At 36.0% G+C, this 15,191-nt stretch carries 14 protein-coding genes; 13 read left to right on the top strand and 1 reads right to left on the bottom strand.

The window, feature by feature from the left end:
* Positions 1 to 11 precede the first annotated feature (11 nt).
* Genes tuaC through tuaH form a run of 6 tightly spaced genes read left to right on the top strand, consistent with a single transcriptional unit; the run spans position 12 to position 6,312 of the window.
* Positions 12 to 1,241: a teichuronic acid biosynthesis protein TuaC gene (tuaC, locus tag ACTNDN_RS04795; protein WP_109767889.1), complete on the top strand. Its 1,230-nt coding sequence runs from the start codon at positions 12 to 14 to the stop codon at positions 1,239 to 1,241.
* Positions 1,238 to 2,167 carry an NAD-dependent epimerase/dehydratase family protein gene (locus tag ACTNDN_RS04790; RefSeq protein ID WP_031535018.1) on the top strand — a complete coding sequence of 310 codons (930 nt, stop codon included), beginning with the start codon at positions 1,238 to 1,240 and terminating at the stop codon, positions 2,165 to 2,167. The genes tuaC and ACTNDN_RS04790 overlap by 4 nt, the downstream gene beginning before the upstream one ends.
* Positions 2,168 to 2,198: 31 nt before the next feature.
* Positions 2,199 to 3,638, top strand: coding sequence for a teichuronic acid biosynthesis protein TuaE (tuaE, locus tag ACTNDN_RS04785; protein ID WP_441130812.1), 1,440 nt, complete (start codon positions 2,199 to 2,201; stop codon positions 3,636 to 3,638).
* 29 nt (positions 3,639 to 3,667) lie between these two features.
* On the top strand, positions 3,668 to 4,342 hold the full coding sequence (locus ACTNDN_RS04780; protein ID WP_251627866.1) for a hypothetical protein: 675 nt from the start codon (positions 3,668 to 3,670) through the stop codon (positions 4,340 to 4,342).
* A gap of 7 nt (positions 4,343 to 4,349) precedes the next feature.
* The gene (gene tuaG, locus ACTNDN_RS04775; RefSeq protein ID WP_251627865.1) at positions 4,350 to 5,099 is read left to right on the top strand and encodes a teichuronic acid biosynthesis protein TuaG; all 750 of its coding nucleotides are present in this window, start codon (positions 4,350 to 4,352) and stop codon (positions 5,097 to 5,099) included.
* A gap of 19 nt (positions 5,100 to 5,118) precedes the next feature.
* Positions 5,119 to 6,312, top strand: coding sequence for a teichuronic acid biosynthesis protein TuaH (gene tuaH / locus ACTNDN_RS04770; protein ID WP_048718169.1), 1,194 nt, complete (start codon positions 5,119 to 5,121; stop codon positions 6,310 to 6,312).
* A 354-nt stretch (positions 6,313 to 6,666) separates the two neighbouring features.
* Here the strand turns inward: tuaH and ACTNDN_RS04765 are convergent, their stop codons facing one another.
* Positions 6,667 to 7,089: an Rrf2 family transcriptional regulator gene (locus ACTNDN_RS04765; protein WP_235248452.1), complete on the bottom strand. Its 423-nt coding sequence runs from the start codon at positions 7,087 to 7,089 to the stop codon at positions 6,667 to 6,669.
* Between the two features lie 304 nt (positions 7,090 to 7,393).
* Here ACTNDN_RS04765 and ACTNDN_RS04760 point away from each other — a divergent pair, with 304 nt between their 5' ends.
* The 7 genes from ACTNDN_RS04760 (at position 7,394) to ACTNDN_RS04730 (ending at position 15,116) form a co-directional block, all read left to right on the top strand.
* Positions 7,394 to 8,782 carry a protoporphyrinogen oxidase gene (locus ACTNDN_RS04760; RefSeq protein ID WP_251627864.1) on the top strand — a complete coding sequence of 463 codons (1,389 nt, stop codon included), beginning with the start codon at positions 7,394 to 7,396 and terminating at the stop codon, positions 8,780 to 8,782.
* Between the two features lie 150 nt (positions 8,783 to 8,932).
* Positions 8,933 to 10,591 carry a histidine kinase N-terminal 7TM domain-containing diguanylate cyclase gene (locus tag ACTNDN_RS04755; RefSeq protein ID WP_251627863.1) on the top strand — a complete coding sequence of 553 codons (1,659 nt, stop codon included), beginning with the start codon at positions 8,933 to 8,935 and terminating at the stop codon, positions 10,589 to 10,591.
* A gap of 350 nt (positions 10,592 to 10,941) precedes the next feature.
* Positions 10,942 to 11,265 (top strand): DUF3870 domain-containing protein, encoded by a 324-nt coding sequence (locus ACTNDN_RS04750; protein ID WP_031535002.1) that lies wholly within the window; start codon positions 10,942 to 10,944, stop codon positions 11,263 to 11,265.
* A 138-nt stretch (positions 11,266 to 11,403) separates the two neighbouring features.
* Positions 11,404 to 12,216, top strand: coding sequence for a M55 family metallopeptidase (locus ACTNDN_RS04745; RefSeq protein WP_031535000.1), 813 nt, complete (start codon positions 11,404 to 11,406; stop codon positions 12,214 to 12,216).
* Positions 12,217 to 12,229: 13 nt separating this feature from the next.
* The gene (locus ACTNDN_RS04740; RefSeq protein WP_031534998.1) at positions 12,230 to 13,159 is read left to right on the top strand and encodes an ABC transporter permease; all 930 of its coding nucleotides are present in this window, start codon (positions 12,230 to 12,232) and stop codon (positions 13,157 to 13,159) included.
* Positions 13,160 to 13,161: 2 nt separating this feature from the next.
* The gene (locus ACTNDN_RS04735) at positions 13,162 to 14,124 is read left to right on the top strand and encodes an ABC transporter permease (RefSeq protein WP_031534996.1); all 963 of its coding nucleotides are present in this window, start codon (positions 13,162 to 13,164) and stop codon (positions 14,122 to 14,124) included.
* The gene (locus ACTNDN_RS04730; protein WP_109767892.1) at positions 14,124 to 15,116 is read left to right on the top strand and encodes an ABC transporter ATP-binding protein; all 993 of its coding nucleotides are present in this window, start codon (positions 14,124 to 14,126) and stop codon (positions 15,114 to 15,116) included. Before ACTNDN_RS04735 ends, ACTNDN_RS04730 begins: the two co-directional genes overlap by 1 nt.
* The last annotated feature ends 75 nt before the right edge of the window (positions 15,117 to 15,191 follow it).

The following is a 15,191-nucleotide window of genomic DNA, read 5'->3' as shown; positions in this document are numbered from 1 at the left end:
GGTTACGTATCATGAAGGTATTGTGGATAACCAGTGTTTACCCAAGTGAGGAGAACCCTGGAATTGGAGTGTTTCATGAAACACAGGTAAGAGCACTAACTTCTTTAGGAGTAGAAGTAACGGTTATTAATCCTATTCCCTTAAATACATCCATTATTAGAGTATGGAAGAAAAAGTATCGAAAAAAGAATCTCCCCTATTTAGAAAAGCGGAATGGCGTGAAGGTATACAGACCAGTGTATAGAGCAACTCCGGGTCAACTTCGCTGGTTTCAGCCGGACAAACGGATTGCAAGAAGTATTCTTAACACCTTGAAGAAAGAAAATCTCCATTTCGATTTTATCCATGCTCATTTTGCAATGCCCTCTGGAGGTGCTGCCAGAATAATTGCTGCTGAATGTCAGAAGCCATGGCTTTTAACACTGCATGGAAGTGATGTTCATATTTATCCTTCTTTCAGTCGAAGCGCAGAACGGATTTTTCAAAAAACGGTTAAATCTGCAGATGAAGTAATCGCCGTAGGGAAGCACCTTGCGATAGCAGCAGAGCGAAAAACAGGTAGGGAATGTACCCCGTTGCCAATAGGGATTGATTTAACGACATTCAAGATAACGGACGCCTCGATATGGAAAGCAAAGCGTAAAGGGGAGTTAACATTACCGAAGAGTAAAAAAATCATTCTGTATATTGGACGCCTGGTGAAAGAAAAGGGGATTTTTGAATTAGCAAACGCATTGCCTTTTCTTCCAGCAGAATATGTAGTTGTTTATGTGGGCGATGGACCGGAAAAGAAAAGGCTACAAAGGCAGGAAATGTACAATGAACGATTGTTTTTAGTGGGGCAAATTCCTAATGATAAAGTGCGAGAATATATACTTGCAAGCGATATTTTTATTTTACCGTCCTATTCGGAGGGGGTGCCAACCGTTGTAATAGAGGCGATGGCTTTAAAAATCCCAATTATTTGTACGAATGTAGGTGGGATACCAGATTTATTTGGTAAATATTCTAATCTATTAATCCAACCTAAATCGGTACAAGATATCGTAACAAGAGTAAAAGAGTTAATGGCTAATCCAATTTTCTATGAAGAGGTAATAGAAGAATTATCCAGGCACGTCCATGCAAATTACTCTGTAGTTGATAATGCTAAAAAACTAATAGAGAAATATGAAGGATTAACAAATAAGTCGACAAATTCTACTTATGAAATAAATCACATTTGGGAGGAAGCAAAATGACCAAGGTTCTAGTTACAGGTGGAGCAGGTTTTATTGGATCACATATTGTAGAAGCTCTATTAGAAGAAGGATATGAAGTAGTCGTTATCGATAATTTTTCATCAGGGAAGTTTGATCATATTAAAGATTTGCCTGTTAAAATTTGTCCCTTTGATATAACCGATCCAAGAGTAATCGATGTTATTGTCGACTTACATCCTTCCTTTATTATTCACCAGGCTGCCCAAGTAAGTGTGGCAGAATCGGTTCATGATATATTGCATGATGAAAATGTAAATGTAAAAGGATCTTTGCATGTGATTCAAGCAGCTATTCGTGCCTCTGTGGAGAAAATATTATTTGCTTCCTCTGCAGCTGTATACGGAAACCCTATGGCGCTTCCTGTTACGATAGATCATCCAACCTTACCAGAATCACCTTACGGATTGACTAAATTAACTGTCGAAAAATATCTAAAGCTAGCACATAAATTTTATGGCTTATCCTATGGGATTCTAAGATATAGCAATGTTTTTGGACCAAGGCAGGATGGCAAAGGAGAAGGCGGAGTTATTTCTATTTTTGCTGATCGTATTCTTGAAAATGAGACGCCGATCATTTACGGTTCTGGAGAACAGACTCGAGACTTTATCTTTGTAAAAGATGTAGCATATGCAAATGTACTGGCATTAAAGCAACAAGAAAATGTTTGTTTAAATATTTCCTCAAATAATCGAATTTCTATCAATCAGCTTTGGGAAAAGATGGGGAAAATTAGCGGTTTTTCCTTTAATCCAATATATAAAGCAGAAAGAGCTGGAGATATTTTACATAGCATTCTTTGTAATGAGGAGACAATGGCACAATTGGAATGGATGCCTCGAACCAATTTAGAAAATGGATTGAGAGAAACCCTTTTCTCATCAAAAAAAGTTTTACAAAAGTAAGCGTAGAATAGGGAGGAAGGATTGTAGAAGTTTGGGAAATAATCGTACAGTAAGCAAAACAATAGGATTTACAGTCTTATTTATCGGTTGTCTTACCGTTTTATATGTGACAACGATGTATAAATTAACCTGGATACTTCCTATTGTAAGCATATGGATTTCTATACAATTAGGCGTTTATTTAAAATCAGTCATGACACTTGACCAATTATTCCGAAAGGTTATGTATGCCTTGCTGCTTTCTACCTTTTTGAACCAGTCTGTCATTAGTGTAAATGTCGGTGCCTTTTCTCTTTTTTTGTACAGAATATTGCTATTATTGGCAATTATTTTGTACGTGTGCACTGCTTTATACGATAAAAGGTTGGTGGTGGACTTTACTCGTAGTGGTCTATCATTTATTTGGTTGTTTTTTGGTGGGTGGATACTTTATGGAATGATATCTGTTCTTTGGTCCATCTCCATTATTGCATCCATTAAATATCTGTCCTTATTGATGATGGGGATAGCATTCGTTTATTTAGCAAGTATGACATTTAAAACAAGGCAGCAATTGAAGTTCTTTTTGGCGGGCTGGCTTGGAATGACTGTTTTATTAGTGGGAATAGGTTTTGTAAATTATTTCTTCTCGATTCAATTGCCAAGTTCAGGGTTGTATGGAGCTTCTGTTCATAAACTAACCTACCCTACAGCTGTTTTTTTTAACCAGAATGATTTTGCTGTTTATCTGGGAATTTCCTTTTTCTTCTTCTTAGCTGTTGCAAAAAATGCTAAAAAAACCATGCTGAAAGGATCAACATTTCTTCTAAGTGTAATGGTACTTATTCTTCTATATTTAACGGAATCACGTGCTGCCATGCTTGCGGTAATAGGAGGAGGATTAGTCTATCTATTCTTATTGATACCGAAAAGGTGGAAAAAGTTAATGCTGCTAACTCTTTTTGGATTATTTGTATTAGGGAGTCTCTTGTTTGCAAACAGAGGGATTGCCAAAGTTCATTTACTTATGGACTCAGCAGGAGAATATGGATTCGATGAAGTGCTGCCATCAAACCTGGCAAGAATCAATCTTTTAAGGAACACCTTCTATTATTTACTAGATTCATATGGATTTGGTATCGGAGCGGGAAATATTCCTTATTATTTGGAGCATGAAAGCTACTTTCCAACTGGAAATGTCTATCAAGTGCATAATTGGTTTGCAGAAATTGCTGGGAATTTTGGTTTAGTCATTCTGCTTGGTTATTTATTTGTGTGGATCTATACATTTATAAGATTCTATCGAATCTATCAAAGGAGTAATAGCAGGACAGATAAAATGCTGTTAGAAGCATCCATGATTGGAATGGTCTCTTTCCTCATTTCTAGTATTAGTCCAAGTTCAGTGATGAATTTATATTTCCATTGGGTGTTTCTAGGGTTTATTTTATCTACATTGTCTGTTTATAAAAATAGAAAGCTAGAATCTTAACTTTCATAGCGGAAAGGGAGAGTTCGTGCGTGAAGTTCGGTTTATCACTTATTACAGCTAGATTAAAAAGATATATTTTGTTCTTATTAATACTCAGCATCCTTCTCGGAGCAATTGGATGGTTCGCACCAGCAGGGAAAGAAATTACAGATGTAAAAGCAGAGGCAACGATTTTACTTGGAAATTATGAAAATGAGTATTTGAATAATAGTGAAGTAATCGCGTCCTTATTAAGAAATGAAACGACTTTTAAAGAATATTTACCAGATGTGGAAATCGATAGGGAGCATCTCCTTATTTCTACTGATACACCTAAAAAAATAAGCTTTGCCTTGACTGCATCAAATGAACAAGAAGCATTGAATTCGTTATCAGAATTAGTAACTGCTTTTTTAGAAATGGATCAGCGCTATTATCAAGAAAAGGATGAAATTATTTCAGAAAGCATTAATCAGCTTCAGGAAAAGACCGTTTCAGAAGACTTGGTAGTAGATCAAGAGCGATTTTTATACGAGCTAAAAACGAAACAGTTAACACTTCAGCCAGCGATGCTAGTGAAGGATGTTATGGCAATTAAGGCAGATAACAGAGTAGTTTCTCAACAAGATCGGGCGCTTTTAGGAGTTATGATTGGAATCATGCTCAGTTGTTTATGGATAATCTATCCGGTGTTTATAAAATCTGAAACGGATTTAAAGAGGTGAATGTAGAATGGCTCCATCTGTATCCATTATTATGCCTTCATATAATTGTAAAGAATATATATCTTATAGCATCGAATCAGTCAGAGAACAAACTTACACGGATTGGGAACTATTAATTGTTGATGATTATTCAACGGACGGAACGGTCGATTTATTAAAGGAATGGGAAAAGGGAGATGGACGCATTCGTATTTTTTACCAGACGGTGAATGAAGGAGCTGCTGTTGCCAGAAACATAGCACTAGCTCATGCCCGTGGAAGATACATCGCTTTTTTAGACAGTGATGATAGATGGAAAAAAGACAAGCTTGAAGCACAGTTAGCTTATATGATGGATAACAAATATGCTTTTACCTTTACTGCCTATGAGTGGATTGATCAAAAAGGAGAGTATTTAAATAAATATATTCGTGCTCCTAAGCGAGTTGACTATCAAACGATGCTAAAAAATACAATTGTCGGTTGCCTTACTGTATTAATTGATCGTGACCAAGTGGGAGATTTCCGTATGCCTAATATCCGTACTCGGCAAGACTTGGCAACCTGGCTAATGATTTTAAAAAGAGGATTCCGTGCGTTTGGCTTAAATGAAATACTAGCAGAATACAGGGTGGGAAATGAATCTATCTCCAAAAACAAATGGAAGGCAGCAAAAAATAATTGGCATGTGTATCGCCAAATAGAGCAGTTGAATTTCTTGCAGTCGTCTTGGTATTTTTCTCATTATGCCTATAATGCTATCCGGAAAAGACTGTAAAAGGTAAGGAGATATTAAAATGAGAACAATCCATGTTATTGTGGCGACTGGTATTTGGAATCTAGATCATTTAACATACCGTAGACATCGATTTGCAGAGTTCCTACAAAAACAGCAAGATACAGAGGAAGTAATTTGGCTTTGTCCAGGGCAAAAGCAAATGCCGGAAGTAACGAAATTAGAAAATGGCATTTATCAATGGATAATTGGTGATTTGGGAAATCATAAAATACAACGATTCGCTCGATTTATTCCCTGTTTTTATCAAAAGAAGCTTCGCAGCTTGAGCAACTATTTAGCAGAGAAGAAAGGGCGGTACTTGGTGAAATTATGGTATACTTACCCAGCATTGCCGACCCTCTATAAGATATATGATTGGGATCAGATCGTTTATGATTGTAGTGATCTATGGGCAGAACAGTTAAGTGGAAAATTTTCTATTCTTGCCTATTTAAAACAAAGAGTCATTTTGAAAAGTGAACAAAGAATTGTAGAGAAAGCGAGTTATATTACTTGTACTTCTAGTTTTTTAAAAGAGGAATTAATCAACCGAATGCCTGTCTATCACAACAAAATTTACACGTTTGAAAATGGTGTGGAATATGGGCTTTTTCAAAAACAGGCGAAAAATGTTCCTCTAATAGATAAAGAGCAACTAACGATTGGGTATATTGGAGGAATCAAGCCAAAGCTTGATTTTAATCTTATTCAGCAAATAGCACAAAGAAGGAAGGATTGGCGGATATTATTGGTGGGACCTGATGGCACTAATTCTAGCCAAGAATTTATGCAATTATTGGAGGAGTCAAATGTTCATTGGGCTGGAAGTGTACCGAGAGAGCAGGTTTCGGAATATATGCATACATTAGACATTGGGATAATGCCATATAAGGATACCCAATACAATAAAGCTATTTTTCCATTAAAGCTGTTTGAGTTTCTTGCTGCTGGAAAGCCAGTGATAGGGATGAACCTCCCCTCAACAAAGGAATATGTAGAAGAAGGTGTTTATGAACTTCTGCAGGGTGGGCTGGAAGTGGATACATATATTCAAGCATGTGACAAGATGATGAACATAGCTAGAAATCAAGAGTGGGAAAAAAGAAGAAAGCAAATTGCTAAGACAAAAGATTGGGAGACGATTTTCCAAGAAATTATTCATATAAATAAAGATAGAGAGAGTCTGGGTCAAAACAAAATAACTAATCTTTAAAGACGAACAATTTCTAATGTAGTCTTAAATAAAGCTACTTCCTCATGATGGTTATCTATGTTTTCAAATAAAATTATGCGTAAAAACTAAGTCGTTCCATTGCGCTACAGACGCACGATGCGCCGGGGAGGAATGAGCCTCCTCGCATGCGCTGTGTGGGGTCTAAAGCGTCTCTATTTCCCGCAGGAGTCGAGCGTCCTCCGCTCCATTTCACTTCGTTTTTAAACTTTTTTCCAACTGATAAACACGAATTTTTATGTATATTAAGTATATAAAAGTTCGTGTTTATTTTTAGTTGAAATACTTATGTTCCAGCCTCTTCTTTGTGTTCTATTTTAAAATATTCAATTGATGTTATATCTTACTGTATAAATCCATTTCTTCCATTACATCCAGTAAGGTAATTTGTGTTAATTCCTTTTCCATTGATTTCTGGATAGTAGAAAAAGTCTTCTCTAGTGTAGGATAAATTTTACAGCCGATTGGACAATCGTGATTTGGGTGATCGTGTAGCGCAAACCATTCACTTTTTGATTGAACAGCTAAATAAATGTCCAAAAGAGAGATGTCAGCAGGAGATTTTAATAGAATAGCCCCTGAAATTCCTGCTCTACTCGTTAATATTCCACCTTTTTTCAAAAGACCACACATTCTTCTTATCACTACAGGGTTTGTATTAACACTTTCTGCAATAGAATCAGAGGTTATTTGTTCATAAGGTTTCGAGGCAATTAAAGATAGGATATGGATAGCAACAGATAGTCGACTGTTAGCCATATAGATAGACACCACCGATCAAATTTTTTGTCATTCATCAGGAATACGTTATAATTGTTGCGTTGTAAAAAAAGAATAGTGATTCTTTCAATAAGCGCTTACATTTCGTGGTTAACATTATTATACAATGGATTTTACTACCATATGCAGTTAAATTTCTGCTAAATTGTGAACAAATAGACACAAAAAATATGTTGATAAATAGAAAGAAAATGGTAAACCTGTTTTATAATAAAAACAGCTAAGAAATCGTAGAGAAAACAAGTTTTTAGATATTGTCATTAGTAAATGAGGTGTAGGAATTGTGAAAACAGTTTTAGTCGTTGGTGGTGGAATAACGGGGTTAACTGCCATGTATTATTTACAAAAACAAAACAGGAAAAGAAACTTAGGGCTCCGTTTAGTGCTAGTAGAATCAAATGAATATCTTGGTGGGAAAATTCATACCGTAAAAAAAGATGATTTTATTATGGAAACTGGAGCGGATTCTATTGTCGCGCGGAATAAAAATGTTCTCCCCTATGTAAAGGAACTGAACTTAGAAGAGGAACTTGTTTTTAATGCAACAGGAACATCCTATATTCATACTCAAAATAAGTTGTTAGAAATTCCTAAGGATTCTATATTCGGCATTCCGATGACGCTAGAAGCACTTTTTACAAGTGAGCTTCTATCTACGCGAGGGAAGATAGAGGCTTTAAAGGATCTTTTTCGAACAAATATATGCTTTACGAAAGAATCGTCTATTGGTGAGTTTTTAGAGTATTATCTCGGAAAAGAAATTGTGGAAAAACAGATTGCACCAGTTCTTGCAGGTGTATATTCAGGTAATATTTATTCGTTAACAATGGGATCTACCTTACCTTATCTATTGGATTATAAAGAAAAGTATGGGAGCATTATCCGTGGCCTTGGAAGGAATAAAGAAACATTTCAGTCTGCTGCGGATAAGAAATTTATCTCTTTTAAAAAAGGGTTATCTACTATTATTAATCGATTGGAAGAAGTACTAACAGATGTAACGATTTTAAAGGGAATTGCAGTTACTGGCATGAAAAAAATAGATGATCAATATGAAATTAAGTTATCAAATGGGGAACAGCAAATAGTGGATACTGTAGTGTTATCGACACCTCAAGATATAACGCAAAGAATTTTGAACAAGGAAGAGTTAAACACGATATTCGGCAAATTAAAGAATTCATCGAATATTACCTTGTATTTATCCTATGATATACCAGATGAAGAGCTGCCTAAAGACGGAACGGGATTTATTGTTGCAGAAGATAGTGATATTGTTTGTAATGCATGTACGTGGACAAGCAGAAAGTGGAAACATACATCAAAGAATAATCAGCTATTATTGCGGCTTTTTTATAAAAAAACGAATCCGGCCTTTGCACGATTGAATAGTCTGACAGAAGAAGAGCTGATAAAAGAGGCAAAAAAGGATATTGAGAAGAGTTTAGGAATTACCTCGAATCCAAAAAGCTATGAAGTGACAAAGTGGGATAATGCGATGCCGGTTTACTCTTTAGATCATAAGCAAGCGGTAGAAGCACTTACTCAAAACTTAGCTGACTTATATCCAAATGTGTATCTTGCAGGATGTTCATACTTCGGGGTAGGGATTGCTGCATGTATGGCAAATGGGGAAGAAATAGCGGTGAAATTATTAAATTCAATAGAATAGCCAAAAAAAGCAGAGCTGTTTCACGATGGAAAGGTTCTGTTTTTTTCTGTGTAACCTATAAATCTGGTGGTTATTATACTTTCATTAATAGCAAAATAGAGTTTTTTTTGTTCTTATCTAGTATCAACTTTTAACAAGAATTATAATAGAATGAAAGAATATAAAGAATTGAGGGCCCAAAATGAAAATGAGACAGATGATCACGGTACTACAGGAGTAAATTTAATGGATCATACAGTAATGATATATATTGTTTTCATAACAATGTCTGGTGCATTGCATGTCATATTAGGAATTATTGCCTATATGAATAGACATGCGTTTGAGGGAATGAGGACCTTTTTATGGTTTTCATGTTTTATAGCTATTTATGCATTTGGATATGCATTAAGTCTTGCGAGTACAACGATAGAAGGAATGAAGTTTTGGACAGCCATTCAGTATTTAGGGATGCCGTTTTCAGCACCTGCTACCTTAATTCTTGTTTTGCAGTATATTGGCTATGATCGACATTTGAATAAAAAGACGTATTTTTTCTATTATTTAATACCGGCGATATCCTTTTTACTACTTGCGACAAATGATTTTCACCATTTATTCTACCAATCTGTCTATTTAGAATATCGCAATGCAACTCCTATTATGCAAATCACAATAGGGCAATGGTATTTAATACATGGAGCATACACATTCGGTACGCTTGCGATTGCTTTTGTATTACTAGCAATCTATTGGTTTAGAAAGAAATCTAGACAAACGAAACAAGTGATCATTCTGTTAATAGGAGTCTTTGTTCCGATTGCTGCTGCTTTTTCGTATTTAATAGGAATTACTCCTGGTGGTCTTGATCCTGTTCCAGTTGCCATGCTATTTTCTAGTTCTCTTTATTTATACTCCATCATATCCACAAAGTTTTTATTGGTTCCGCCCATCGAAAAGGATTATATATTTGAAAGCATGGGAGATGCTGTTCTTGTATTAGATCAAACCTATCACATTAAAGATTTTAATAAGGCAGCCTTTCCTATATTTTCACATGTAAAAATAGGGGAGCATATAGCAGCTGTATTAGGAGTGGATAATCAAATCCTTCCCTTATTGAAAAATGTCCATACAGAATCAATAATACTGGAAGTAGAGATGAGTAATAATTCTATAAAAGAATATTATCAAGCAAAGATATCCCCAATAAAAAGAGGGGAGTCGACGATTGTTGGCACTACTATTATTTTTACTAATATTACCGAGCAAAAAATGGAACAGATGAATTTAACGAAACTGGCATACACGGATGGATTAACGCAAATATATAATCGGGCGTATGTTCTATCTATAGCTGAAAAGATGTTTGCCTCACATGAAAAGATGGCTGTTGTTTTGTTTGATATTGACCATTTTAAGAAAATAAATGATACATATGGTCATTTTGGAGGAGATGAAGGGCTGAAGCATGTTGCATCTTTAAGTAGAAATGTTATACCAGAAAGTGGCGTATTCGGCAGATACGGTGGAGAAGAGTTTATTCTCTTTTTATTTGGGAAAGAAGCAGAAGCAGCCAGTACCATTTCTAGTAAGTTGAGAAGATTAATTGCAGAAACTCCCTTCCATTATGATGATATAGTGATTAATATTACTGCAAGCTTTGGTGTTGCGTTAAAGGAAAATTGTACAGCACTTCCCCTTTTGATTAAGGAAGCAGATGAAGCACTATATGCTTCCAAAAAAGAAGGGAGAAATACTGTTTGTGTCGCAATGGATGGAGAATATATTAAATTATCTTCTGAGATAATTGCAGGAAAATACGGATAATAGAAGGTTTAGGGCACATATTTCTACTTGTAGGACGTGTGTTTAATATAAAATTACTACTTATGTCATCTTTTCTTACGTTATTTGTTAAAATATTTAGAAAATACTTAAAAATATATTGCGTAAAAAAGGGTGGTGTATTACAATTTTTTATATAATCTAAATCTATCTTTTATAGTCAGAAAAGATTCTAACTATTTTGTGAAATGATAGGAAGAAAAGTATGTTAGTAGTCTTTTGCCAATCAAGGCAACCGCGCTTTTCTTAAGACATATGCATTGCTTCGAATGTTTATGATTTTCTCATAGATATCTCATGCAATATCCAGATGTTTGTAGGAGGAGTATCACATGTATCATGCTAATACCGTTTATATTATTGGAGAAAGTAAAACATCCTCTAATAATGCAATTATGCAGCAATACAATGGTTTTTTTATCGCATTGGTTGTGGATAGAGTTTCGCATACAATTGTGGATGCTGAATGTTCTTCAACTATTAATATTACCTCTTCCTTTATTAAGTCTATCGTTGTTGGAAAATCGATGTTAGATACAGACACTGTCTTAAAGGAAGTAGAAAGTCGTTATTTTGGATCTTCTCAAAAGGCAGTTATGGTTGCTTTTAAGAATGCCCATATTAAATATAAACAACTATTAAAAGAATTGGTATAAAACTGCTTTTTCTGTTATACGCAGAGGAAATCCAGTTGATAGAGACTTTATTTCTCTATTGGCTGGATTTTTTATTTTGTACGAATAAAGAGGGCTAATAAGAAAATAGGGGAGGTTTTTCTATTGGGGAAAATTTATATGTCTGTTGATATGGAAGGAATAACAGGATTAATTGATCACACACAGGTTGATTCAACTAAGTTAAATTACGAAAGAAGCCGGATTCTAATGACGGATGAGGCGAACTATGTTGTAACAAGCTTGTTTGACCAGGGCGTAGAAGAAGTAGTTGTGAATGATAGTCATAGTAAAATGAATAATTTATTGGTAGAAAGATTTCATCCGAAAACAAAGATAATAACAGGAGATGTCAAGCCGTACTCAATGGTACAGGGCCTTGATGCTACATATGATGGGGCAATCTTTGTTGGCTATCATGCACGAGCTTCCGTTCCTGGTGTTATGACACATAGCATGATCTTTGGAGTTCGTAATATGTACATAGATGATGTGGTAGTTGGCGAATTAGGGTTTAATGCCTATGTCGCAGGGTATTATGGAGTCCCCATTCTTCTTGTTGCAGGGGATGATCAAGCTGCAAAAGAAGCAGAGAAGCTTATTCCCAATGTAACAACAGCAATTGTGAAAAATAGTATTTCAAGATCAGCAGCTTTGAGCTTAACACCGGCTCAGGCAGGAGAATTATTGAAGGAAAAGACAAAGGAAGCACTAGAAAGAAAACATTTAATAAAGCCGCTAGTACCACCAACAAGTCCTTTACTCCGAATTGAGTTTGCTAATTATGGACAAGCAGAATGGGCCCATCTAATGCCAGGAACCGAAATAGAACCAGGTACTACAATAGTTCGGTTTCAAGCAAAAAGCATTTTAGAAGCTTATCAAGCCATGCTAGTTATGACTGAACTTGCGATGAGAACAACATTTTGTTAGGTGGTGAGGAGTGATGAAATCTTATTATATAAAGCGGTTTGTCTCGATGCTCGTAACTCTATGGGTTATTATTACGATTACTTTCTTCTTAATGCATTTCACACCAGGTTCTCCATTTAATGATGAAAGAACGACAAATGAGGCTATTCAGAAAAACTTAGAGGAGCAATATCATCTAGATAAACCTCTAATTGTCCAATATGGAATGTATTTAAAACAAATCGCTACCTTTGATTTTGGCATTTCGATAAAAAAATCATCTCAAACAGTGAATGAAATGATTGGAAGAGGATTTCCTGTTTCCTTTGAGCTCGGTATGGTTGCCTTAGTAGTTGCTGTCATTTCGGGGATAACACTTGGGGTAATTGCTTCCCTTAAACATAACGGGGTCATTGACTATATAGCGATGACAATAGCAGTAATAGGCATATCCATTCCTAACTTTGTTTTAGCAACCATGCTTATTCAACAGTTTGCTGTAAATTGGAAGATACTCCCGACAGCAACTTGGTCAAGCTGGAAGCATATGATTTTACCGACGATTGCACTTGCGACAAGTCCAACTGCCATTATTGCGCGATTAACAAGAACAAGCATGCTAGAGGTGTTAACACAGGATTATATAAAAACGGCAAAGGCGAAGGGGCTATCTCCATTCAAAATCATTGTAAAACACGCACTGCGCAATGCTCTTTTGCCAGTTGTGACATTATTAGGTGCTTTAGCAGCTAGTATTTTAACAGGAACATTCGTGATTGAAAAAATATTTGCGATACCTGGTATGGGAAAATACTTTGTAGATAGTATCAATAACCGTGATTACCCTGTCATTATGGGAACTACTATTTTTTACAGTACCATTTTGATTATCATGCTATTCCTCGTTGATTTAGCATATGGCATATTGGATCCTCGAATAAAACTTCAGAAGAAGGAGGGATAGCAATGGGTTTACCTCAGGAAACATTGTACGAAGAGAAGGAAGATATTGCTCTTGACGAATGGTTTGTGCCAATAGAGAAAAAGAAAGGAGAAGCAGAAGCGGTTGTTCGACCAAGTCTATCCTATTGGCAGGAAGCATGGCGAAATCTTGGGAAGAATAAATTAGCGTTGGGAGCATTAATTTTCTTAATTCTACTAATTATCATGGCTATTATAGGACCGATTCTTTCTCCCCATTCGATCTCAGAGCAAAAACTAATTAATCAAAATCAGCCACCATCTTCTGAATATTGGTTTGGGACAGATAGTTTAGGCAGAGATGTGTTTTCTAGAACTTGGTATGGAGCAAGAATATCGATATTTGTTGGGATTGCTGCTGCTGTCATTGATTTTTTGATAGGGGTAGCTTATGGAGGTCTATCGGGGTACAAGGGTGGCAGGGTAGATCATATCTTGATGAGAATAGTAGAAGTATTATATGGACTACCTTATCTATTAATTGTTATTTTAATGTCTGTAGTGATGGGGCCAGGATTAGGTTCCATTATTATCGCACTATCTATTACAGGATGGGTTGGGATGGCGCGTATCGTAAGAGGGCAAGTTCTGCAAATAAAAAACTATGAGTTTATCTTAGCATCGAAAACGTTTGGAGCAAAAACTTACAGAATAATTAGAAAAAACTTACTTCCCAATACTATGGGGCCAATTATTGTTCAGATGACTTTAACCGTTCCTTCCGCGATATTTGCGGAAGCATTCTTAAGCTTTTTAGGGCTTGGTATTCAAGCTCCTTTAACAAGTTGGGGGGTAATGGCAGATGAAGGACTATCTGCTATTTTAACAGGTCATTGGTGGAGACTATTTTTCCCAACATTATTTATTTCACTTACGATGTTTGCTTTTAATGTGTTGGGTGATGGACTCCAGGATGCATTAGATCCAAAGTTAAGGGGTGGGAAATAATGGGGAGTCTGTTAGAAGTTAATAATTTACATGTTTCTTTCGCTTCATATGGAGGAGAGGTACAAGCTGTCAGAGGAGTGAATTTTTCATTAAAAAAAGGGGAAACATTAGCAATTGTCGGCGAATCTGGTTGTGGAAAAAGTGTAACTTCCCAAACGATTATGCGATTAATCCCCAGTCCGCCGGGAAAAATCAAGGATGGTTCTATTTTATATAAAGGGAAAGATTTAACAAAGTTGAGAGAGGAAGAAATGAGAGGAATTCGAGGTTCTTCTATCTCCATGATCTTTCAAGATCCAATGACTGCCTTAAATCCTACGTTAACAATTGGTGATCAGATTATGGAAGGGATTAAGCAGCATAAGCAAATCTCAAAAGTGGAAGCAAAGAGTAAAGCTATTGAAATGCTTGAATTAGTTGGAATCCCTAATCCAGAAATGCGATTAAAACAATATCCCCATCAATTTAGTGGAGGGATGAGACAGAGAATTGTTATCGCGATGGCATTGATTTGCGAGCCAGAGATTTTGATTGCAGATGAGCCGACAACTGCTTTAGATGTAACCATTCAAGCGCAGATTTTGGACCTATTTAGAGAGATTCAGCAAAAAAGAGATGTATCGATCATTTTAATTACACATGATTTAGGCGTAGTTGCACAAGTAGCTGACCGTGTGGCAGTTATGTATGCTGGAAAAATAGTGGAGATGGGTAATAGACGAGACATTTTCTATTCTCCCCAGCATCCTTATACAAGAGGTCTATTAAACTCTGTACCTAGATTGGACCAAGAAGGAGAACTAGTACCGATAGACGGAACACCACCAGACTTATTTTCACCGCCAGAAGGATGTTCTTTTACTGCTAGATGCCCCTATGCTATGGAAGTTTGCAAGCGGGTGTATCCATTAGAAAGTAATTTGAACAATCACCATCAAATCAACTGCTGGCTCCAGGATGAGCGAGCAAAACGCATATTGCACACAATCTAATGATGTAAAAAGAAACTGTTTTTTAGCAGTGTAAGTTTATGCTATTTTTTGACTTTAAGGAAAAGTCATTTTATA

This window comes from Niallia sp. HCP3S3_B10 (assembly GCF_052064465.1).
Lineage (GTDB): Bacteria > Bacillota > Bacilli > Bacillales > Cytobacillaceae > Niallia > Niallia hominis.
This window is presented reverse-complemented; position numbering and strand designations above follow the sequence as displayed.

Excerpts from the sequence above, each read along its gene's own strand:
- tuaC (WP_109767889.1), top strand. The coding sequence starts at position 12 with ATGAAGGTATTGTGGATAACCAGTGTTTACCCAAGTGAGGAGAACCCT.
- ACTNDN_RS04790 (WP_031535018.1), top strand. The coding sequence starts at position 1,238 with ATGACCAAGGTTCTAGTTACAGGTGGAGCAGGTTTTATTGGATCACAT.
- tuaG (WP_251627865.1), top strand. The coding sequence starts at position 4,350 with ATGGCTCCATCTGTATCCATTATTATGCCTTCATATAATTGTAAAGAA.
- tuaH (WP_048718169.1), top strand. The coding sequence starts at position 5,119 with ATGAGAACAATCCATGTTATTGTGGCGACTGGTATTTGGAATCTAGAT.
- ACTNDN_RS04765 (WP_235248452.1), bottom strand. The coding sequence starts at position 7,089 with ATGGCTAACAGTCGACTATCTGTTGCTATCCATATCCTATCTTTAATT.
- ACTNDN_RS04755 (WP_251627863.1), top strand. The coding sequence starts at position 8,933 with ATGAAAGAATATAAAGAATTGAGGGCCCAAAATGAAAATGAGACAGAT.
- ACTNDN_RS04750 (WP_031535002.1), top strand. The coding sequence starts at position 10,942 with ATGTATCATGCTAATACCGTTTATATTATTGGAGAAAGTAAAACATCC.
- ACTNDN_RS04745 (WP_031535000.1), top strand. The coding sequence starts at position 11,404 with ATGTCTGTTGATATGGAAGGAATAACAGGATTAATTGATCACACACAG.
- ACTNDN_RS04740 (WP_031534998.1), top strand. The coding sequence starts at position 12,230 with ATGAAATCTTATTATATAAAGCGGTTTGTCTCGATGCTCGTAACTCTA.
- ACTNDN_RS04735 (WP_031534996.1), top strand. The coding sequence starts at position 13,162 with ATGGGTTTACCTCAGGAAACATTGTACGAAGAGAAGGAAGATATTGCT.
- ACTNDN_RS04730 (WP_109767892.1), top strand. The coding sequence starts at position 14,124 with ATGGGGAGTCTGTTAGAAGTTAATAATTTACATGTTTCTTTCGCTTCA.